This window comes from Clostridium sp. CTA-7 (assembly GCF_054768095.1).
Window position 1 is genome coordinate 439457 of sequence record NZ_BAAAAV010000004.1, and the last position, 22242, is coordinate 461698.

21 protein-coding genes and 1 riboswitch are annotated in these 22242 nt (G+C 28.4%); of the genes, 4 read left to right on the forward strand and 17 right to left on the reverse strand.

Annotated features, from left to right (window positions below):
- Positions 1 to 193: 193 nt before the first annotated feature.
- Both ACYUEX_RS10935 and ACYUEX_RS10940 read left to right on the forward strand, forming a co-directional pair.
- Complete coding sequence (locus ACYUEX_RS10935; RefSeq protein ID WP_460288137.1) at positions 194 to 1543, forward strand: putative DNA modification/repair radical SAM protein; 1350 nt, start codon at positions 194 to 196, stop codon at positions 1541 to 1543.
- Positions 1544 to 1556: 13 nt separating this feature from the next.
- Positions 1557 to 2303 carry a TIGR03915 family putative DNA repair protein gene (locus ACYUEX_RS10940; protein ID WP_460288138.1) on the forward strand — a complete coding sequence of 249 codons (747 nt, stop codon included), beginning with the start codon at positions 1557 to 1559 and terminating at the stop codon, positions 2301 to 2303.
- A gap of 57 nt (positions 2304 to 2360) precedes the next feature.
- Here ACYUEX_RS10940 and ACYUEX_RS10945 read toward each other — a convergent pair whose 3' ends face one another.
- Positions 2361 to 2738 (reverse strand): RidA family protein, encoded by a 378-nt coding sequence (locus ACYUEX_RS10945; RefSeq protein ID WP_411170237.1) that lies wholly within the window; start codon positions 2736 to 2738, stop codon positions 2361 to 2363.
- A 273-nt stretch (positions 2739 to 3011) separates the two neighbouring features.
- Between ACYUEX_RS10945 and ACYUEX_RS10950 the strand changes: the two genes are divergently transcribed.
- Positions 3012 to 4034 (forward strand): branched-chain amino acid aminotransferase, encoded by a 1023-nt coding sequence (locus ACYUEX_RS10950; protein WP_460288140.1) that lies wholly within the window; start codon positions 3012 to 3014, stop codon positions 4032 to 4034.
- 114 nt (positions 4035 to 4148) lie between these two features.
- Here the strand turns inward: ACYUEX_RS10950 and ACYUEX_RS10955 are convergent, their stop codons facing one another.
- The 14 genes from ACYUEX_RS10955 to ACYUEX_RS11020 all read right to left on the reverse strand — a co-directional run bounded on the left by ACYUEX_RS10955 (position 4149) and on the right by ACYUEX_RS11020 (position 17609).
- Positions 4149 to 4934: a formate/nitrite transporter family protein gene (locus ACYUEX_RS10955; RefSeq protein WP_411170235.1), complete on the reverse strand. Its 786-nt coding sequence runs from the start codon at positions 4932 to 4934 to the stop codon at positions 4149 to 4151.
- 129 nt (positions 4935 to 5063) lie between these two features.
- The gene (locus tag ACYUEX_RS10960; RefSeq protein WP_460288142.1) at positions 5064 to 5843 is read right to left on the reverse strand and encodes a sirohydrochlorin cobaltochelatase; all 780 of its coding nucleotides are present in this window, start codon (positions 5841 to 5843) and stop codon (positions 5064 to 5066) included.
- A gap of 10 nt (positions 5844 to 5853) precedes the next feature.
- Positions 5854 to 7134 (reverse strand): glutamate-1-semialdehyde 2,1-aminomutase, encoded by a 1281-nt coding sequence (hemL, locus tag ACYUEX_RS10965; RefSeq protein ID WP_460288144.1) that lies wholly within the window; start codon positions 7132 to 7134, stop codon positions 5854 to 5856.
- Positions 7135 to 7138: 4 nt separating this feature from the next.
- Complete coding sequence (gene hemB / locus ACYUEX_RS10970) at positions 7139 to 8107, reverse strand: porphobilinogen synthase (RefSeq protein ID WP_460288146.1); 969 nt, start codon at positions 8105 to 8107, stop codon at positions 7139 to 7141.
- 1 nt (position 8108) lies between these two features.
- A complete protein-coding gene (gene cobA, locus ACYUEX_RS10975) occupies positions 8109 to 9596 on the reverse strand; it encodes a uroporphyrinogen-III C-methyltransferase (RefSeq protein ID WP_460288147.1) in 1488 nt (495 codons plus the stop codon).
- Positions 9597 to 9601: 5 nt separating this feature from the next.
- Complete coding sequence (hemC, locus tag ACYUEX_RS10980) at positions 9602 to 10474, reverse strand: hydroxymethylbilane synthase (RefSeq protein ID WP_460288149.1); 873 nt, start codon at positions 10472 to 10474, stop codon at positions 9602 to 9604.
- Between the two features lie 23 nt (positions 10475 to 10497).
- Complete coding sequence (locus ACYUEX_RS10985) at positions 10498 to 11157, reverse strand: NAD(P)-dependent oxidoreductase (RefSeq protein ID WP_460288151.1); 660 nt, start codon at positions 11155 to 11157, stop codon at positions 10498 to 10500.
- On the reverse strand, positions 11115 to 12320 hold the full coding sequence (hemA, locus tag ACYUEX_RS10990; protein WP_460288153.1) for a glutamyl-tRNA reductase: 1206 nt from the start codon (positions 12318 to 12320) through the stop codon (positions 11115 to 11117). Before hemA ends, ACYUEX_RS10985 begins: the two co-directional genes overlap by 43 nt.
- A gap of 213 nt (positions 12321 to 12533) precedes the next feature.
- Positions 12534 to 13496 (reverse strand): sulfite reductase subunit C, encoded by a 963-nt coding sequence (gene asrC, locus ACYUEX_RS10995; protein ID WP_460288154.1) that lies wholly within the window; start codon positions 13494 to 13496, stop codon positions 12534 to 12536.
- A gap of 11 nt (positions 13497 to 13507) precedes the next feature.
- The gene (gene asrB, locus ACYUEX_RS11000) at positions 13508 to 14302 is read right to left on the reverse strand and encodes an anaerobic sulfite reductase subunit AsrB (RefSeq protein ID WP_460288156.1); all 795 of its coding nucleotides are present in this window, start codon (positions 14300 to 14302) and stop codon (positions 13508 to 13510) included.
- 1 nt (position 14303) lies between these two features.
- Positions 14304 to 15311: an anaerobic sulfite reductase subunit AsrA gene (gene asrA, locus ACYUEX_RS11005; RefSeq protein ID WP_460288157.1), complete on the reverse strand. Its 1008-nt coding sequence runs from the start codon at positions 15309 to 15311 to the stop codon at positions 14304 to 14306.
- Positions 15312 to 15323: 12 nt separating this feature from the next.
- Positions 15324 to 16100, reverse strand: a complete 777-nt coding sequence (locus ACYUEX_RS11010) for a formate/nitrite transporter family protein (protein WP_411170224.1) — start codon at positions 16098 to 16100, stop codon at positions 15324 to 15326.
- A 115-nt stretch (positions 16101 to 16215) separates the two neighbouring features.
- A complete protein-coding gene (locus tag ACYUEX_RS11015; RefSeq protein WP_460288158.1) occupies positions 16216 to 16926 on the reverse strand; it encodes a Crp/Fnr family transcriptional regulator in 711 nt (236 codons plus the stop codon).
- A 284-nt stretch (positions 16927 to 17210) separates the two neighbouring features.
- The gene (locus ACYUEX_RS11020) at positions 17211 to 17609 is read right to left on the reverse strand and encodes a DUF2871 domain-containing protein (RefSeq protein ID WP_411170222.1); all 399 of its coding nucleotides are present in this window, start codon (positions 17607 to 17609) and stop codon (positions 17211 to 17213) included.
- A 244-nt stretch (positions 17610 to 17853) separates the two neighbouring features.
- Positions 17854 to 17955, forward strand: a riboswitch (purine riboswitch).
- 42 nt (positions 17956 to 17997) lie between these two features.
- On the opposite strand from ACYUEX_RS11020, the gene ade reads away from it, so the two are divergent.
- Positions 17998 to 19734 (forward strand): adenine deaminase, encoded by a 1737-nt coding sequence (gene ade / locus ACYUEX_RS11025; RefSeq protein WP_460288159.1) that lies wholly within the window; start codon positions 17998 to 18000, stop codon positions 19732 to 19734.
- Between the two features lie 108 nt (positions 19735 to 19842).
- Here ade and ACYUEX_RS11030 read toward each other — a convergent pair whose 3' ends face one another.
- On the reverse strand, positions 19843 to 20763 hold the full coding sequence (locus ACYUEX_RS11030) for a PucR family transcriptional regulator (protein WP_460288161.1): 921 nt from the start codon (positions 20761 to 20763) through the stop codon (positions 19843 to 19845).
- 239 nt (positions 20764 to 21002) lie between these two features.
- Complete coding sequence (locus ACYUEX_RS11035; RefSeq protein ID WP_460288162.1) at positions 21003 to 22238, reverse strand: NAD(P)-dependent oxidoreductase; 1236 nt, start codon at positions 22236 to 22238, stop codon at positions 21003 to 21005.
- Positions 22239 to 22242 lie beyond the last annotated feature (4 nt).

Sequence of the window (22242 nt, forward strand, 5' to 3'; positions counted from 1 at the left end):
GTTCTGTATAATTATTTTAAATACTTTATAAAAAAGCTCACCTATGTAAGTTTTGCTTATTCCGTCGCTTTGCTCCAAGTCATCGCAAAATTACATAGGTGAACTTCAAAACTGAAGGATGGAAATTATAAAAAGTTATTCAGAGGGTAAGCTTTTTATAATTTCCTCTAAAAAATAAAGAAAGGTGATCTCTTTGAATATAGACGAAAAGCTTAATATTCTTTCAGCTGCTGCTAAATATGATGTGTCCTGTTCTTCTTCTGGATCTAAAAGAAAAAATTCTAATAATGGGTTAGGAAATGCTTCAAATAGCGGTATTTGTCATAGCTTTACTGCTGATGGACGATGTATATCTCTTCTTAAGATACTTTTAACCAACTATTGTATATATAACTGTAAATATTGTGTTAATGCTTATAGCAAAGATGTTCCTAGGGCAATGTTTACTCCTGATGAAGTAGTCTCATTAACTATTAACTTCTATAAACGTAATTTTATTGAAGGATTATTTTTAAGTTCTGCTATCTTTAAAAATCCTAACTATACTATGGAGCTACTTTTAATGGTAGTAAAAAAACTTAGAACTGAAGAAAGATTTAATGGCTATATTCATTTAAAGGCTATACCTGGAGCTGATGAATCATTAATAAAGGAAGCTGGAAAATATGTTGATAGAATGAGTGTTAACATAGAATTGCCATCAGCATCTAGCTTAAAACTTCTCGCTCCACAAAAAAGCAAAGAAAATATCTTAGCTCCAATGGGTATTATAAAAAATTCAATAATAGAAAATAAAGATTTAAAGAAGAACATAAAATCAGCACCATTATTTGTACCTGGTGGCCAAAGCACACAACTTATTGTTGGTGCAACTCCTGAAAGTGATTATAAAATATTAAATTTATCAGAAAATTTGTATAATAGATACAATTTAAAAAGAGTCTATTATTCTGCTTATGTTCCTGTAGTAAGAAATGAAAAAGCCCTTCCTGATATTACTCATCCACCATTAGTTAGGGAACATAGATTATATCAAGCAGATTGGCTATTAAGGTTTTATGGATTTAAAGCAAAGGAGCTTTTGAAAAACGAAAATGATAACTTTGATTTAAATTTTGACCCTAAAACTTCTTGGGCATTAAATAATATAGAAAATTTTCCAGTAGAAATAAATAAAGCATCCTATGATACCCTTCTTAGAATTCCAGGAATAGGTGTACGTTCAGCTAGAAGAATATTAATTACAAGAAAAGTTCATTCTTTAACCTTTGAAGATTTAAGAAAGCTTGGAATAGTTTTAAAAAGAGCTAAATATTTTATAACCTGCAAAGGTAAGTATTATGGAGATGTATCCTTTGATGAAGAAAAAATTAGAACTAGATTACTTTATATGGATAAACCTAAAGTAGAAAATGAAACTTCTGAGCAACTTTCTTTTTTTGATAATATATATCCTTCTTCATCTAATGGGATTTTATTACCTGAACCAAAAAAGATAATTATGCCAACAGATACTATAACCTCTCTAACTGGAGAATTTTAAAGGTGGTGTTTTCTTGCTTAAATTAGTATATGAAGATTCCTTTGAGGGTTTTCTAACTGCAATTTATGATAGCTTTTACTCAAAAAAGCAAATAACAGCAATTTGTACTCAAGACCAATTAGATATCGATCTTTTATCTGAAATTAAATATGTTGATGTTGATTTTGAGAAATTCAGTAAGGTGAAAATTTCAATAGTTACAAAAATTGACCCTTTAGCTTTAAATAAAATTTACAAACTATATTTATCTAACTATAAAGATAAAGGAATTCTTTGTTATAGATATTTAAAAATTGCTTTTAAACTAGGTAGTAATATTCATAAATATCTACACTTAGATGAAGTAAAAGAGTTAGATTTAATCGAAAGACGTATTTCCATAGAGGCACATAGATTTGAAGGTTTTGTAAGATTTAAATATATAAATAATAATTTTTTATACTCATCTATAGAGCCTGATAATAATATATTAGAAATTATTTCACCTCACTTTCAAAGAAGGTTTAGTAATGAATACTGGATAATACATGACATAAAAAGAGAGATTGCTTCAGTTTATAATAAAATTTCCTGGGAAATCAAAGAAATGGATAATGAAATTTATAATACATTTAAAAATTATAATGATGATTTTCAAAATCTATGGAAAGGATATTTTAAATCTACAACAATAAAAGAAAGAATAAATCCCAAGCTTCAAAAAAGACAAATGCCAAAAAGGTATTGGGATAACTTGTCTGAAATAGATTCTAATAAATAAGATGATAAGTATAAACTTACCATCTTATTTATTATTTAAACTAAATTTAATTTAAAGCTATATAGTTGCAATAGCTTCTATTTCTATTACGCAGTCTTTAGGTAGTCTTGCTACTTCAACACAACTTCTTGCTGGTGGATTCTCTTTAAAATACTCTCCATAAACTTCATTTACTTGTCCAAAATCATTCATATCTTTTATGAAAACTACTACTTTTATTGCTTTATCTAAGCTACTTCCTGCTGCTTCTAAAACTCCCTTTACATTTTCTAAAGATTGTCTTGTAGCTGCTTTTATTTCTGTTACTAATTCTCCTGTAGCTGGATTAACTGGAATTTGCCCTGAAGTAAATACCATATCCCCTATCTTAATTCCTTGTGAGTATGGTCCTATTGCTGAAGGTGCATTATTTGTTGAAATAATCTCTTTTTGCATTTTACTACACGTCCTTTCATATTATTTGTATATAAAAATTTAAAAAACTAATACTAATTGTGAGCTCATCAAACTCATAAAGGATATTTAAAACTAATTTCGGCATCTCCATGAAGTTTTAAATATCCTCTTAATTTAAATATACCTTTTTTTTCCTTAAATTTCAATACAAAATCTCATTAATAGATTTATTTAAATATTTATAAGTTTATTAATTTATTGAATAGTGGTATAATTAGTACACTATAGAGGCCACAAAGGAGGTAATAATATATGAAGAAGAATATTAATATTGACTGGAATAATCTTGGTTTTAATTATATTAAAACTGATTATAGATATGTATCTGTTTGGAAAGATGGTCAATGGGATGATGGTAAATTAACAGAGGATAATATGCTAAAGATAAGTGAGGCTTCTACCGCTTTACATTATGGTCAACAATGCTTTGAAGGCTTAAAGGCTTATAGAAGAAAAGATGGGAAAATTCAATTATTTAGAATAGATAGAAATGCCCATAGGATGAATGAAAGTAACGCTAAGCTACTTATGCCTGAAATACCTGTTGAAAAATTTATAGATGCTTGTATGCAAGTAGTTAAAGCAAATGAACATTACGTTCCTCCATATGGAACTGGAGCTACGCTTTATTTAAGACCATTTGTGATTGGTGTTGGAGATAACATAGGAGTTAAACCTGCCCCTGAATATATTTTTTCTGTATTTGCGGTTCCTGTTGGACCTTATTTTAAGGAAGGACTAGCCCCTTGTAACTTTATGATAGCTGATTATGATAGAGCAGCTCCTTATGGAACTGGGGGGCAAAAGGTTGGTGGAAATTATGCTGCCTCATTACAAGCTCATAAAATTGCTGTTGATAGAGGATTTGCTGATTGTATCTATTTAGATCCTGCTACACATAAAAAAATTGAGGAAGTTGGAGCTGCTAATTTCTTTGGAATAACAAAAAATAATGAATTTGTTACACCAAAATCTCCATCAATTCTTCCTAGTATAACTAAATATTCTCTTATGGAAATAGCTAAGGAATACTTGAATATGCCTGTATACGAAAGAGATGTTTATGTAGATGATCTAGATCAATTTAAAGAAGCTGGCGCTTGTGGTACGGCTGCCGTTATAACTCCAATTGGAGGAATAGAATATAAAGATAAACTTCACGTATTTCATAGTGAAACTGAAGTTGGTCCTGTTACAAAAGAACTTTATAGAATTCTTTGTGGAATTCAATTTGGTGATGTTGAAGCTCCTAATGGATGGATTTTTGAAGTTTAGTTTGTAAAAAATGGCTAGGTATTTAGTTTTATACCTAGCCATTTTTATATGTATTTTTAATTTATAGTTATTATGTATTTTAATTTATTATGTCATAAATATTAAATTAAATATTTACTTTTTATCACTATTTCCACTTGTAATATAATAGTATGGTAATGCTAAAAATAGCACTCCACCAATAAAGTTTCCTAATGATACTAGAATTATATTATATGCATATCCACCTAAAGTTATTGTTGATGGATCTATTAAATATCCCATAGCTAAAAATCCCATATTAGCTACACTATGCTCAAATCCTGCTGTTATAAATGTAAATAAGCACCAAAATATCATTAATATTTTAGCTGTTTCTTCTTTTAATTTATAGCACATCCAAACAGCTAGACAAACTAGTATATTACATAATATACCTCTTAATAAAAGCTGACCTGCTGGAGTACTTACTTTAGCATATGCATTATTTACTATAAACTCTCCAATATACTCACTTTTTCCTGATGTTAAGCCAGCTTGTACAAATAGTATTGCTCCTAGAACACCGCCAAGTATATTTCCAATCCAACTTGCAAACCATATTTTAACGGCATCTACCCATGTTACTGTTTTCTCTAAAGCTCCCATTGTCATTATCATGGCATTACTTGTAAATAAGTCTCCTCCAGCCATTAATACTAAACTAAGTGCTACTCCAAAAGATGCTCCCATTAAAATTTTATATGTTTCTATACCGTTATGATGCATTATTCCGCCTATGGTATAAATAAGCATAATTCCTAAGCTTACAAATAAACTTCCAAGCATTGAACTCACTAAGTATCTTCCTTTACTTCTTCTTAGTAATGTGCTTTTAACTTCCGCTGAATGGGCTAAGTTATGAATTTCTTTACTGTACATGATACACCCCACATTATTGTTATTTTTTTAACAAGTAATAACACAATAACTTGAATTTTTACTTACAGTAAAATATTTTACAACGAAAAACAAAGTTTTGCAACGAAAACTTTGTTTTTGTTTTTTATTTTATTTAAGATCTTTTTTTATTTTATTTATGTAATAACCTCTTATTTCTTTATATTCTAAAAGAGATTTTCTACTCATTGTAATATTTATACCATTTTCCTCCATATAAGCTTTCCATGAATTACTTTCTCCAAAAATATCTTTTTTAATATGATTACCCGGAAGCATAAGTAATGGAGCTAACATTATTTTTTTTATATTATCTTTCAATAATTCATTTATAATATCTTCTTTTTTTACTTCACCCTCTAATGTTCCTATATAAATATTTTTATAAACATTTTCTATAAATACTTTTCTTAGAGTCTCATATGCTTCTGTATTGATAGTTTTAGAACCATGTCCAACAAGAACTATATTTTCATTTTTTAATAAATCCTTTTCCATAGTCTTAACTATTAAATTGCATGATTCCTTAAAATCATCTTCTTTATTACTTATAAGAACATTTCCTAAGATAATTTTTGAAAATGAATAATTATATTCCTTTATTGTTTTTTCTATATTTAAATATTCACTTCCCTCAATTACATGAAGTGGCTGTATATATACTTCCTTATATCTGTCATTACTTAAATTGAATAGTACTTCTTCTAATCTAGGAATTACTTTTCCATATTTATTAAGTAATAAATTAGATAATACACTTGAAGTAAAAGCCTTACATACATGATATTTATCCTTTAGCTCTTTTCTTATTTCATCTTCAAATGATTCTAATTCCTTTACTCCTTCTAAATTAGCTGTTCCAAAAGAAACAAGAATTATTGCTTTTGACATATGCACCTCTCTATTCTATATTAAAATTTCTAAATACATTTAAAAACTTATTTATATGCTCCTCTGTATGAACTGTACTTAAAAATAAAGCTTCATACTGTGATGGTGGTATATTTATTCCATTTAATATCATATGTTTAAAATACTTTATAAAAATTTCAGAATTACATGTTTTAACATCTTCATAAGTTTTCACATCTTTTAAATCTGTGAAAAATATAGTAAACATTCCCCCATATCTGTTTATAGTTAGCGGAATACCTTTTTCATTTGATATTTCTTTTAAGCCCTCTCCTAACATCTTACCTAGATTATCTATTTTTTCATAATACTCATCTTTATTCTTTTTCAACTTATTTAAAGTTGCAAGCCCAGCTGCCATAACAATAGGATTTCCAGACATAGTTCCAGCTTGATATACTTCTCCAACTGGGGCTAAGCATTCCATTATTTCTTTTTTCCCACCATATGCTCCAGAAGGAAGTCCCCCTCCTATTATCTTTGCATATGTTACTAAATCAGGCTTTGCACTAAATAATTTTTGTGCTCCGTCAAAAGATACTCTAAAGCCACTCATAACTTCATCAAATATTAATAGAGCACCATATTTATCACAAAGCTCTCTTAAAATATTCATAAAGTCTTCTTCTGCCTTTATAACTCCCATATTTCCTGCAACTGGCTCTATTATGACTCCTGCAATGTCATCTCCATATTTCTCAAATAAGGATTTAACACTTTCTTTATCATTATATATTCCTATAAGTGTATTTTTTATACTATCAGCTGGTACACCTAGAGATCCTGGAATTCCATTTGTTAATACACCCGATCCCGCTTCAACTAAAAACCCATCAAAGTGTCCATGATAGCAACCTGCAAACTTTATTATTTTATTCTTTTTTGTATATCCTCTTGCTAGTTTTATTGCACTCATAGTAGCTTCTGTACCAGAGTTTACCATTCTTATCATTTCTATATTTTCTAAGTTTTTGCATAAAAATTTAGACATTATTAGCTCTAATTCTGTTGGAGCTCCAAATGCTATTGCACTTTCAGAAGTTTCCTTAATACACTTTACTACATCTTCATCGCAATGTCCTAATATCATAGGTCCCCAAGCTAATACGAAATCTATATACTCATTGCCCTCTTCATCTATTATTATTGCCCCTTTTCCACTTTTTATAATAGGAGGTGTCATTGTAGTGTTTTTATAAGCTCTAACTGGAGAATTAACTCCTCCTGGCATATATTTTTTTGATTCGTGAAAGATAACTTGATTTCTCATAACCTTAATCCTCCTTTAACCACTTTGCAGCTTCTAATGCATAATAAGTTATTATCATATCTGCACCAGCTCTTTTCATTGAAAGTAACATTTCTAAAGCTACTCTCTTTTCATCTATAAGTCCAGCCTCTGATGCTGCCTTTACCATTGCAAATTCACCACTAACATTATAAGCACAAATTGGTACATTTATTTTATCTTTTGCTCTTCTTATAATATCTAAATACGACATTGCTGGTTTAACCATAATTATATCTGCACCTTCGTTTATATCCCATTCTATTTCTCTTAGTGCTTCTTCTGAATTAGCAGGATCCATTTGATAAGTTTTTCTATCTCCAAATTGAGGTGCTGAATGAGCTGCTTCTCTAAAAGGTCCATAAAAAGCTGATGAATACTTAGCTGCATAACTCATTATAGCCACATTTTTATATCCATTTTCATCTAAAACTTTTCTCATTAAGGCAACCCTTCCATCCATCATATCTGATGGTGCAACCATATGAGCTCCTGCCTTTGCATGAGATAAAGCTATTTTACCTAGTATTTCTAATGTCTTATCATTATCTACTTCATTACCATTTAAAATTCCACAATGCCCATGACTAGTATATTGACACATACAGATATCTGTAATTACGTATAAGCTCTCTGAAATTTCTCTTATTTTTTTTACTGCTTGTTGTACTATTCCATTATCACTAAAGCTTTCTGATCCATATTCATCTTTGTGATTTGGTAATCCGAATATAATTACACTCTTTATATTAAGAGCCTCAACTTCTTCTATTATTTCCTGTAATCTATCTATAGACCAATGATAGTTACCTTTCATTGATGTAATTTCTTCTTTTATATTTTTTCCTTCAACAACAAAAATAGGGAATATAAAATCATTTGCTGTTAATTTATTTTCTCTTACCAAATCCCTAATTGCTGCATTTGCTCTTAATCTTCTTCCCCTTTTAATCATCTTACTTATCCTTTCTTTCCTTATAATTACTATATATCTCTATTATTTCATTTAAAAAGCCATCCTCTGAATGCTTTTTACACATATGACTTTTTATATTATTTGACTCTAAAGCTTTATATGTTTGAGGACCTATTGCGATATTAAATTTATCTTTAATATTATCTACACTAAGCATATTTATCATATTATTTACAGTGCTAGGGCTAGTATATAATATAAAATCTACTTCCTCAAAGACTCTTTTATTTTTTATATCTCCACAAAGTGTATTATATGTATGAACTCTATCAACATATAATCCTAGCTTTTCAATTGCTTCTCTTAAATATTCCCTACTTCCAGAAGAGCAAGGTATTAATACACTTTCTCCATTAACTAGATGTGGTGAAAGCTCATTAAATAAACCTTCTCCAACAAACTCTCTTCCCATTATAAAGGCTTGAATTCCTCTTTCTTCTAAAGCTTTTTTAGTTGCTTTACCAATAACTGAAAATTTAGCTTTAATACTTCTTATATCTATTTTATTTTCTACTAAATAATCAAAGAACATATTAACACCATTTACTGAAGTTAATATTATATGGTTGTATTCACTTAGTTTATCCTTAATAGAATTCAAATTTTCTTTAGTTTCTTTTATTTTTATAGAATTTATTTCAGTTACTTCTGCTCCTAAATCCCTTAACTTCCTCTTTAAATTAGACGACTGTTCCCTTGATCTTGTTACACATATATTTAATCCAAAAAGTGGCTTTTTCTCATACCAATTAAGCTTATCATTTAACTCTACAACATCTCCCATAACAATTATACATGGTGATTGTAGTTTAGCTTCAGAAACTTTTTGCTCTATATCTTGTAAAGTTCCAACTACTTTCTTTTGCTTTGAAGAAGTTCCTCTCATTATTACTGCTACTTTGGTACTTTTATCTTTGCCGTTACTTAATAAATTTTCTATTATACCTTTAAGATTGTTTAATCCCATCATAAAAACTAAAGTGCCTTTTTCTTTAGATATGGCTTCCCAATTTATATTTAGTGTCCCAGCGGTCATACCTGTAACGATATGAAAGCTTTGTGCCATTTCTCTTTGTGTTATTGGAATACCTGCATAATTTAATACTGCTATAGGTGAAGTAACTCCTGGAACAACTTCAAATTCTATATTTTCTTCAATTAAGGAAAGAACCTCTTCTCCACCTCTTCCAAAAACATAAGGATCTCCCCCTTTAATTCTTCCAACAGTATGCCCTTCTTTTGCAAGCCTTATTAAAGTTTTATTTATTTCCTCTTGAGTTTTATAATGGCATCCTGGCTCCTTACCACAATAATAAATTTCACAATCCTCTTTTAAATAATTTAATATATTATTTGAAACTAATCTATCATATAAAATAGCTGTACAATTTTTTAAAATTTCAACAGCTTTTAAAGTTAATAATTCCTCATCCCCTGGTCCAGTACCAATTATATAAACCTTGTTCATTTTTATTATCCTTTCAAAATTTTTTCGGCAAGCTTTAAACCTAGTTCTATATTTGTATCCTTATTACCAAGTATATCTTTTTTTACTATTTTTCCACCTACATCAAAGGTTCCTATCATATATAAATCATTGCCTTTTATTTCTGAATAGACTCCTATTACACTATGACATCCACCATTTAATCTTCTCATAAAACTTCTTTCAGCTTCTACTGAAGTTCTAACTTCCTTATTGTCCAATCCCTTTAAATACATATTGTATTCACCATTTTTTAATGCTTCTATACCTAAAGCACCTTGCCCTATTGCTGGTAAAAATATTTTAGAATCAAAATAATCAGTTATTATATCTTCTAAGTTTAGTCTCTTTATTCCAGCAGCTGCTAAAATTATTCCATCCATATTTTCTTTTTTCATTCTTTCTAATCTTGTTTGTACATTTCCTCTTATTGGAACTATATTTAAGTCTTTTCTTAACTCCCTTAACATTGCCGCTCTTCTTATACTACTTGTTCCTATAATTGCTCCTTCTTTTAAATCTTCAAAATGAACTCCATTACTTGATACAAATACGTCTCTAATATCATCCCTTTCAGGAGTTGCTACTAATTCAAAATCTTTAGGCAATTCAAAAGGCACGTCCTTCATACTATGTACAGCAGCATGAGCCTCTTTATTTAAAAGTGCATATTCTATTTCTTTAACAAATAAACCCTTACCACCTATTTTATCTAATGTTACATCAAGCCTTTTATCCCCTTCTGTAACTACTAATAATTTTTTAGAATCTATGTTATATTTCTCCTTAATAAGTTTAATTATCTTATCTGTCTGAACTTGCGCTAATTTACTTTTCCTAGTTGCAATAATTAAATCCATAAAATATCTCCTATAAATATTAATTAATATATTTTACTTACTATTTCTTTTCCAAAAAATAATTCTATTACTAGTTTGTCTTTTCCTTTTTCATAAATATATTTGAAATCTTCACTACATACAAACTCTATAATTTTATTTTTATTTTCTAGTACAAATTTCGCCTTTTCTCTAATAGTAGTCGAATATCCTATAAAATTATCATACTCTTTTAATACATCAAAAACCTTATTAGCTATCATTATTGATCCCTTTGGATTTCCATGTTTAGTGTTTACTGCAAAACTTATATTATCTAATTCTCTTTGTACAGGTGCTACTGCCATACCGCTTAAATAGTCAGCTGCAAATATATATATTTTAAATTCTTCATCACAGTCTTTTTTTATTTCTAAATTTTTATTATAGTCATCAGTTGCTATTATTATTAAATGTTTATCTCTTAAAAAATCTTTGTTATAACTTCCTTTAATAAGATTAATATTTTTCAGTCTATAAAATTCTTCTATAAAATCTAAAGATAATACTTCAACTATACATCCCTTTAATGCAAAGTTTTTGCCTTTTATATAGCCTACTTTTCCTCCTCCTATTATTCCAACCCTTAGCTTTTGTGACATCACAGAAAGGAATGTATATTCTAAACCTTCTTCAAGAATATCTTTTCTAATATCTTTATACATTCTTCTCCTTGCCCCTTTAACCTTTCTTCTTTTAAAACCTCGATTGCTTTATTAACATAATAATCTGATGTACTTTTTATAAGCTTTTCTGCAATTTCTATATCTCGTTTATCTTTACACTTATTTTTTAAGGTTGTTTGTCTTTCTTCTATAACTTTAAAACTGTTGCTTTTCATTTCCTGTATAATATATGATACGTCTCTTATATCCTGCCAATTAAAATAATTCTCTATATGATCATTTATTATGTTTTTAAACTCAATCATTCTATCTTTTCTTAATTTTTTATTTTCATCATCTATAGAACTTATATCATCTATATCATAAAGTTTTACTCTTTTAAAATCTTTAATTTTCTCATCTACATCTCTAGGAAGGGCTAAATCAAATATTATTAAATTTCTTCCTGCGTTTTGTATATGTTTTTTTTCTATAATTAAATGTGGTGCTGAAGTGCATGAAACTACACAATCCATTTCATTAATTATGCTTCGTCCATCTTCATAGTTCATAACCTTAACTCTTTTATCATCAATATCTTTAACACTTTCAACTTTTCTAACTACTAAATTTAATTCATCTATATCATTAGAAAGAGCATATTTAGCCACAAGCTTTCCAACTTCACCATATCCTATAACCATTATTTTATTAGCATTTTTCTTCATTGCTTCATTTACTGCTATTGATGCAGAAGAAACTGGGATTTCATAAAGCTTACCTTCTGTTCTAAACTTCTTTCCACAAGTAATCGCTTCTTGAAATAATCTTTGAAGTTTACTTTTAACAGCTCCTATATTATAAGCAAGACTGTATGCTTCTTTTATTTGCCCAAGTATTTGATCCTCTCCTAATATTTTTGAGTGAAAACCACAAACTACTTCCATTAAATGTTTTACTGAGTCTTTCTCAGTTAAATAAAAACAATATTCTCTTAAATTAATATCCCATTTAAGTATATCAAAAATCTTTTTTAATCCTTCTTCTTCATTTAAAGAACCATTAAAATAAATTTCTGTTCTATTACAGGTGCTTAAAATAACAGCTTCATCAAAATATTGAAGTAACTCTTTTGTATATTCTTCTCTCTTTTTTTGAGACAAAGCTAACTTTTCTCTTATTTCTACTCCAATATTCTTCCTAATACCTAAAAGCTGAATCATACTCTTACTCCTAATCCAATTATTTTAGTTATATATTTTTTATATTATCCTTATTATACTCTTATTACAAATTTTTTTCATATTTTAAAGTTAATTTAAGACCACTACTTACCTTATAGTGGCCTTATTAGTTATTTATATTTATTTTACATATTTATCTATTAATCTGTCTAATAGATAATATTAATATTAATTATAAGCATTTGCCTATAATTAATATTTTACTCCGCTCCAATAAATATTGTCCTTTAAAATAGCCTTATCTGAAAGTTCTACTCCTTCAAGAGCCCACTTTTTAAACTCCATAAAACCTGTTCTATCCACTATATATCCTATATGCTCTTTTCCACCTGGAGAGTTTCTATCAATATATTGTTCAACATACTTATAAGTATTTAATATTATTTTTATTATACTTTCTTCATCAATCCATATTATAAAATCTTCAGCTAATCTTGGGTTTTTCTTTCCTGTTCTGCCCATTATAGCTAATCTATAATATTTTTCTTTACTTCTTGTCCAAGCTCCTGTTGGACAATTCATAACACATTCTCCACATCCTATACACTTACTATGATCCCTTACAGGTCTATAGTTTTCTGGATGTAATGCTTCTGTTGATTTTTTCTTACAGGCTCTAATACAAGCTCCACATGATATACATTTATCTTTATCAAATTGTGGCTCTGTCATTCCTATTATACCAAAATCGTGCATTCTCGCTTTAATACAATCATTTGGACAACCTGTTAATGCTACCTTAAAGTGTAAATCATTTGGGAATATAGCCTTTTCTATTTTCTTAGCAAATTTTGTTGTATTGTAATTAGCATATTGACATACATTATTTCCTATACATGCTGATACATTTCTTGTTCCTGCTGCTGTATATCCCTTTCCTGGAATTTCCTGATTTATTTCTAGGCCTGCTATTATAGGTTGAAGAAGAACGTTAACTTCTTCTATATCATTCATATCTATTCCTGGAATTTCAAATCCTTGTCTTGTAGTCAAATGAACTGTTCCATTACCATATTTGTCTGCAATTTCTTGAATTAATCCTAAATATTCAGCCTTTAAGAATCCACCTGGAACTCTTATTCTTGAAGCTGTTAATCCTCTTCTTTTTGTAACTCTAAAGGCATTTTTTTTCAGCTTTTTAGTATTAATATCCATAGTGTCTCCTCCTAATCTATTAATTTCTTTCCTTTTGAATAATTAAATACAGGTCCATCTAAACAAATATACGTATCGTCTATTCTACAATGTCCACACTTTCCTATTCCACAGCACATTTTTCTTTCTTGAGAAATCCATATATTTTCTTCCTTAATTCCAAGCTTTAAGAATTCTAACACAGTAAATTTCATCATCATAGGTGGTCCAACAACAATAACTTGTACATTTTCCTTATCTTTTATATCAAGCTCTGGAATATATTTAGTTACAAGTCCAACTCTTCCTTGATATCCTACCTTTGCTCCATCTACTGTTAATATGAAATTCATATTTTTTTCCCATTTTTTCATATCTTCTTTAAAAAGAATATCCTCTGGTGATTTGAACCCTGAGATAAGAGTAAATCCCTTTGAACCCTCTTTATTCTCTGAAAAATAATCTACAATTCCTTTAACTGGTGAAAGTCCAGTTCCTCCAGCAACTACTATTACTTCTTTGCCTTTATAATTATCTATGTCAAATCCATTTCCATATGGACCTCTTAAAAACAGTTTGTCGCTAACATAATTATTAAATATTTCATCTGTAACCTTCCCAACTCTTCTTATAGTTAAGTCAACATAGTGTTCACCTATTCCACTTACTGATATAGGAGCTTCCCCATACTTCGGAAGAGAAACCTCAAAGAATTGTCCAGGTTTAACTTCTCCTTTAAAAGCCATTCTAAAAGTGTATTCTATTTCTGTATGCTTAATAACTTCTAATATTTCTGATATAAAAGGAATATATTCGTTTGTATTCATATTACTTCACCTCTTCCATAGCCTTTTCTAATTTATTAACACAGTTTGAGAATGAAATATATTCAGGACATGCATCATCACATCTTCCACATCCTACGCACATATGATATCCCCATCTCTTTTTGTAGTCATAAACCTTATGAAGAACTTTAAATCTCATTCTTTGTCCCTTTTCTTTCCTGAAACTATGTCCTCCAGCCATATCTGTATATCCATCTACTTGACATGAAGCCCAAACTCTTCTTCTTTCTCCAACTTTTCCATTATCCTTGTAGAATATATCTTGCATAGTAAAGCATGTACAAGTTGGACAGACAAAGTTACATCTACCACAGGCTATACATCTTTCTGAGTATTCATCCCAAACCTTTGAATTCATAACTTTTAATTCTAAATTATTTGGTATATTAACTTTAACATCATTACTTTCAACAAAATCTGGAGTTACATCTACTGATTCATTATTTAATGATGTAAATATATCTTCTAATTCTTTATCTTTTATATCTAAATATACTACTTCTCCATCTTGTTTTACATATGCATTATATTCATCTGTCTTATTTGTTTCCATGCTTACACAAAAACAGTTTTCAAAGCTTTTTTCACATCCCATTAAAACAAACTTAGCTTTTTCTCTTAACTTTTTATAATATGGATCTTCAAATTTATTTCTTAAATAAATATCATCAATTCTTCTTAATGAATGCATATCACAGCTTCTTAAGAATATTAATATAGATTTTTCATCAACATTTGGTTCTTTAACTTCATCCTCTGTAAAGAAAAATACTGTTTGCGTTATTGGAAGTAATACTTCCTTATAGGAAAACTGTGACTTTTTATCAAATTCTATTTCCTCTATTTTTGATATTTCACCATATCTAACTATATCAGTATCTGAAAAAGTTCCCTTTCCCTCAAAAACTTTTGGTGCATATATCTTATACTTTTTTGATAGCTCTTTTAATCCGTTATTAAATTCTTCTACTTTAAGCTTATATCCCATATTAAACACCTCTTAGTTTACTTTTTTCTTTCTAGATATGATGTAATAAGGTATTGCCATAAATACGGCTCCTCCAACCATGTTCCCCAATGTTACCATTGCAATATTATAAGCATATCCTCCTATACTTACAGCTGCTCCAGCTGGTGAAAGTAATCCTATTGTTAACAAAGTCATATTAGCTACACTATGCTCAAAACCTGCTGTTATAAAAACAAATAAGCACCAAAATATCATTATAAGCTTTGCTGTTTCCTCTTTACATTTAAAGCTACACCATACAGCTAAACAAACTAGAATATTGCATAATATTCCTCTAAAGAATAAATCACTTGCCGGTAAGGACATTTTAGTAGCACTTGTTTTTGCTATAAATTCTCCAACTGGACCTGATGCTAAACCAGCCATAAAAAATAATGAGCCTGCGAGTATTGAACCTGTTAAGTTTCCAATAAAGCTTACTATCCAAATTTTAATTGTATCTCCCCAGGAAACTGACTTATTTAATGCTCCAACAGTCATTACAAAGTTATTTCCAGTAAATAATTCTGATCCTGCAAATATTACTAAACTTAATGCTACTCCAAATGATAATCCCATAACAATTTTTGTTGCAGGCGAATTAGCTGAATTAAGTAATCCTCCTACTGTAAAAATTAACATAATACCGAGTCCAACATAGATTCCTGCTAGCATTGAACTTATAAAATATCCTAATCTATTATCTTTTAATAGTTCAACTTTTGCTTTTGCTGCTGATGCAACCTTATTAAATTCTTCACTATACATTGCTTTTCCCCCTTATAATTGTTATTATAATCACAATCTTTATAATGAAATTATAAGTCCTGGAAAAGATAAAAACTGTGATGATTATCACAGTTTTTATCTTTTATTTTTTATTTTATTTAATTCTTTTAACTTTCTCTATTCCCTTAAAAAAATTAGCAATTTCATCTTTGTCTTTTACTACTATTCTTTTTTTCTCATATATTATTAGATTCTTTTCTTGAAGAATTTTTAGAGCTCTAGATATAGTTTCTCTTGGTGCTCCAAACATATCTGCTAAATATGTTATGCTTATATTTAAATCTATTAAAGTTCCCTCTTCAACATCTCTTCCATAATCCTTGCATAATTTCCAAAGCTTTGCTGCAACTCTCTTTTCCACTTTTATAGGAGTTGAATTTTTTAATTGTCTATATAGCCTTCTGACTTTAATACTTAAGGATGAAATAATTATTTTTGTAAGTTCAAAATCATTCTTCATAATTTGTTGAAATTTTACTCTATCGAATGATAATATCTCTGCTCTTTCGAAAACTTCGCAATTAATAGAAGCTGCTAAATCATCTAAAACTACAGCATTTATAACAGTATTTTCCCCTAAAATAAATATAACTTTCTTTTGAGCAGATTCATTTAACTTATATAAAGCAACCTTTCCACTATAAACTATATAGATTTTATTTACTTCCTCTTTATCTCTAAATATGTGACCTCCCTTTAAATAGCACTTACTTTCACCAATATTAGATAATTCTTCTATTGCAGTTTTAGAGACTTTATTAAATAAACTCATATTCATTAATTGATTTTTAATTAACTCTTTCATCTCAATACACCATTCCTAATTAAAGTACTTTATCATTAGACTATGTTAAAGGAAACGTTCATATGATAACCACTTCATCACTAATTTCCTATGTTAATGAGTTCTAACAGAGCCTATTATTAAAATATATATTAAAATTTATAAAAGTGCAAAATAAAAAAGTGAGCATATGTAAGTTTACTTATTCCGTCACTCCGCTCCAAGTCAACGCAAACTTACATATGTCCACCTCCAAACTGAAAGATAATTTATTATTTTAATTATATATTTACTATATAGTTAACTTATTCTTTAATTGATTTATTAACAATAACTACAAACCATATCATAGCCACTCCAAGCATAGCATGTCCAAGTCCTGCTATATGACTTAATCCTGCAAAGTCAGTTCCTAATACTTGCATTACTCCCCTAGCTGCAAATGTTGCTAAAACATATATTAATGATATATTGTAAAATATCATCCATTTTTGAAAATGCTTAGCTTTTGATAGTTGAAAATTCTTTTCTAAAAGTAAAACTAAAATAAAGAAAATAAATCCTAACGTTAATGCATGTGTATGTACAACTGAAAGTACTGTTTTCCCTTCAAATCCATTAATTTTTGTAAACTCCCTATAAAATACTCCCATTGCTAAACCTAATACTAAATAAAAAGTTGCAAAATTAAAATATTTTTTCATATTCTTTCTCCTATTCTAATATTAATTATTTTTTAATAATAATTATATAATACGATTTCTTTTTAAATATTTCAATATAATCTTTTTATTTATTTTATCGTTATTTATCTTAAAAGCTTTTAACACAATGCTTTCTTATAAAAGTATAGATCATAAAATATAGAAATTTAAAAGTTATTTATTTAAAGTTAGTTAATATTATATATTATAATAATTTTCTTTGACAGCTTGTCTGGTATTGCATATAATAAATAACAATAACCTTCCTATAAGCTTAATAATATGGTTTAAGCGTTTCTACTATACTACCGTAAATAGTATAACTATGAAGTTTCGATCCAGGTGAGGTTGTTTATTATTATATTTAAATATACTCAGAGGTGGATTTATGAATAAAAAAGATTTTATATCTCAAATTAAGGCTTCTAGCAAAGCTGAAATATGTGACTTAGTTATTAAAAATATAACTATTGTTGATGTATTTCAAAACAGTTCCTTTAAAGACAATGTAGCTATTAAAGACGGATTTATTGTTGGCTTTGGAGATTATAGAGGAAAGGTAGAAATTGATGGTACGGATAAGTTTATTTGTCCTGGCCTTATTGATGCCCATGCACACATTGAATCTTCACTTGTAACTCCAAAAGAATACTACAAAGCTGCATTATTACACGGAATCACTTCTATAGTTATTGACCCACATGAAATTGCTAATGTACTAGGAGAAAAAGGCATTAGACTTATTATGGATTTATCTAAAAATACACCATTTGATTACTATTTTATGCTTCCTTCTTGTGTTCCAGCTACTTCATTTGAAACTTCTGGAGCTATACTAGAGAGTAAAGATTTATATCCTTTATATAAAGAATATAATGTCTTAGGACTTGCTGAGGTTATGAATTTTCCAGAGGTTATAAATTGCTCAGATGGAATGATAAATAAACTTTGGGACGCTAAATCAAATGGATTCGTAATTGATGGTCATTGTGCTGGATTTACAAAGGATATGTTAAATGTTTATGCAACTGCAAATATTCTTACAGATCATGAATGCCACACTACAGAAGAAGTAATTGATAGGCTAAGAAGAGGAATGTATGTCCATATTAGAGAAGGTACAGTTGCTAAAAACTTAAAAGAGCTAATAAAAGCAGCTTCAATTTCTAATAGTAGACGAATTTGTTTTTGTACGGACGATAAACATATAGATGATTTAATATTAAACGGAAGTATAAATAGCTCTATAAGAATGGCTATATCTTATGGCTTATCCCCTGAAACGGCGATACAAATGTGCACGTTAAACCCTTCAGAATGCTATAATTTAAAGTACAAAGGTGCAATAGCTCCTGGTTATATGGCAGATTTTATAATATTAGATGACCTAGAAAATTTTAAAATAAATTCTGTTTATAAAAATGGAACTATTGTAGTTGAAAACAATAAGCTCCTTTATAATTCATCTAATGATAAATATGATTTACCTAAATTAAATAGCATTAATATAAAAGATATTTCCTTAAAAGACTTAGAAATAAATTTGAAAAATAAATCAATATTAAACGTAATTGAAATTAATCCTAATAAGCTTGAAAGTAATCATATAAAAATAAATATAAATAATTTAAGAAATACTACTTTATTTGAATCTGATACAAAATTAGATTTATTAAAAGTTGCAGTTATTGAAAGACATAAAAACACTGGAAATATAGGACTTGGAGTAATTAGAGGTCTAAATTTAAAAGAAGGTGCAATTGCTACAACAATTGCCCACGATTCTCATAACCTAATTACTTGTGGGACTAATGATGAAGATATTTTAGTGGCAATAAATGAACTAAAAAAAATAAACGGTGGCATTATCGTAGTTAAAGATAAGAAGGTTTTGGCATCAATTCAACTTGAAATTGCTGGACTAATAACATCAAGAGCATCTTCAGAGGTAACTTCTGACTTAGAGAAGCTACACTTAGCAATAAAAGAAATAGCTCCTAATATAAACTTCAATCCATTTTTAACTTTATCATTTTTATCACTACCAGTTATACCAGATCTAAAAATAACGGACAAAGGATTGTTTGATGTAACAAAATTCGAATTTATAGATAATGTAAATTAAAATTTTCAAAAAATATTCTAATCAAAAATAAGAAGACTGTATCAAATTCAGTTTTAATAATCAATTATGATACAGTCTTATTTTTATGCTTTTCTATCTTATCTAATCTTAATTAAGATTATTAGTATTTTTACTATTCATATATAAAATATAAAGAAATGTTGCTTCTTTAAAGCTACGTATATCAAAACCTGTTTCTTTCTTTATTTTATCTATTCTATACATTAAAGTATTTCTATGAATATATAGATTTTTAGCTGCTTTTGTTAAAGATAAATCACATCTTAATATTTCTTCAAGGGTATGTATTAATTCATGGTTGAAACCTTTAAATATATCCTTGTACTCTTCTTTTAATTCATAAGAATATTCCGCACTTAAATTAAATATAGCCTTTTCTAAAAACATATTCTTAAGGCAATAAATTTCTGGCTTAATTTTGAATTTTTTTCCTATTTCTAAAGCCTGTACCGCTCCTTTATATGCTTTTCTAAAACCCTCAAAGCTATAATCTAAATCACTAATACTTATTTTAGCATTTACTCCCACAGTTTGAATTATTGTATCATTTAATGAAAAGGCATGTTCTTCTTCATCTTCTAAATTTCCAATAACAATTATTCTGTCATATATTTCTCCAACATAAATATCATTATCTAAATATGTATCCTTTACAATTTCTAATACTTCACTTTCCTTGATAGCTTCAATAAGTAGCATTTTATTTGATTTAGTTATTATATCATTACTTAATGCATCCCATTGCTTTCTACCTTCTAACAAATCTTCAATTATGTTTTCTTTTGAAATACACTTATTTAAAATATATTCAATTATAGGAATTGTTCTAATATCATCTTGCTCTAAAACAATTTTATATACTTTATTATTTACAGATATCTTTCTTATAACTTTTGATTCTGTTAATGGTAAATTATCAAAAATTTCATTGTTATTGCAATCTAATAATCTAATCTTTATATTTGTTTTTTCGCATACTTCATTTAATAATTTAACTATTGCTCCCATAAAACCCCTCACTTTATTTAATAAATTCTTTTTATACTTATATTATATATGAAGATTCAGATAATTAAATATTTTATTTTTTTAGTTTTACTAATTTCAAAAATTATAGTCTTCATTTAAATTCATAACTTTTTATTTCTTTTATTTGTATATTATAAGGTTTTATATAAAATCAAAAAGACTAATACTATATTTAATTAATATTGTACTTAGTCTTTTTTTATAAATCATATCTTTTTCTATTTTTCTTGTAATATATATTTTTCTATTTCTTCAGCTACAATCTTAGCATGAGAGGCTGCCTCTACAACAGTTTTTGCTCCTGTTACTACATCCCCAGATGCAAAAACACCTTTTCTTGTAGTGTGGCCACATTTATCAGTAACTAATAATCCCCATCTGTTAGTTTCAAGTCCAGTTGTATTTGAAACTATATTATTTCTTGGAGATTGACTTACAGCTATTATTATAGAATCACATTCAAACAAGCCCTCTTGTCCTTCTTTAGTTACTGTATTAACTTTTCCATCTTCTCCTACTACATTTTCTGTTTCTATATATTTAACACCATTTTCAGTTAATTCTAATGGAGATTTGAATAATTCAAATTTAACACCATCTGAAATTGCACCTTCTAATTCTGCTTTTGTTGCTGGAATATTTTCCATACCTTTTCTGTATAATATATACACTTCTTCCGCACCATTTCTCTTTGCTGTTCTAGCAGCATCCATTGCAACGTCTCCAGCGCCTATAATACAAACTTTCTTTCCTAGTTTATATACATTAGGAGATTTTAAATAATCTATTGCATAATGAACATTTCCTAAGCTTTCACCTTTGATGTCTAAAGTTCTAGGATTCCATACTCCAGTTCCTATAAATATAGCCTTATATCCATCATAAAATAACTTATCTAATGTAATAACTGGTCCAACTAATGTATTAGGTCTTATTTTTACACCAATCTCAAGTAATCTTTCTTCATAATGATCTATTATACTATTTGGTAATCTAAACTCAGGTATTCCATATCTTAAAACGCCACCAATTTTATCATGGGAATCAAAAATAGTAATCTTATAACCTTTTTGAGCTAGTATAAAAGCTATTGTTATCCCTGCTGGTCCCCCACCAATTATTGCAATACTATCATTTAAGTCTTTTTCCTTTTCTAGTCTAACATTTTCTAAATAATACTTAGATATATGCCTTTCTATATCGCAAAAACTTACTGGCTCATCTTTAATTCCTCTAATGCAATTACCCTTACATTGATCCTCATGAGGACAAACTATAGAGCACACTAAAGATAATGGATTATTTCTAAATAGTATTTCCCCTGCCTTTGCTATTTTTCCTTCTTTAAATAAAGATATGACCTCAGGCACTGGAGTACTTATAGGACAATGAACCTGACACTTTGGATTTTTACACAAATAGCATCTATTTGATTCCATCATTAGTTCTTTCATTTTT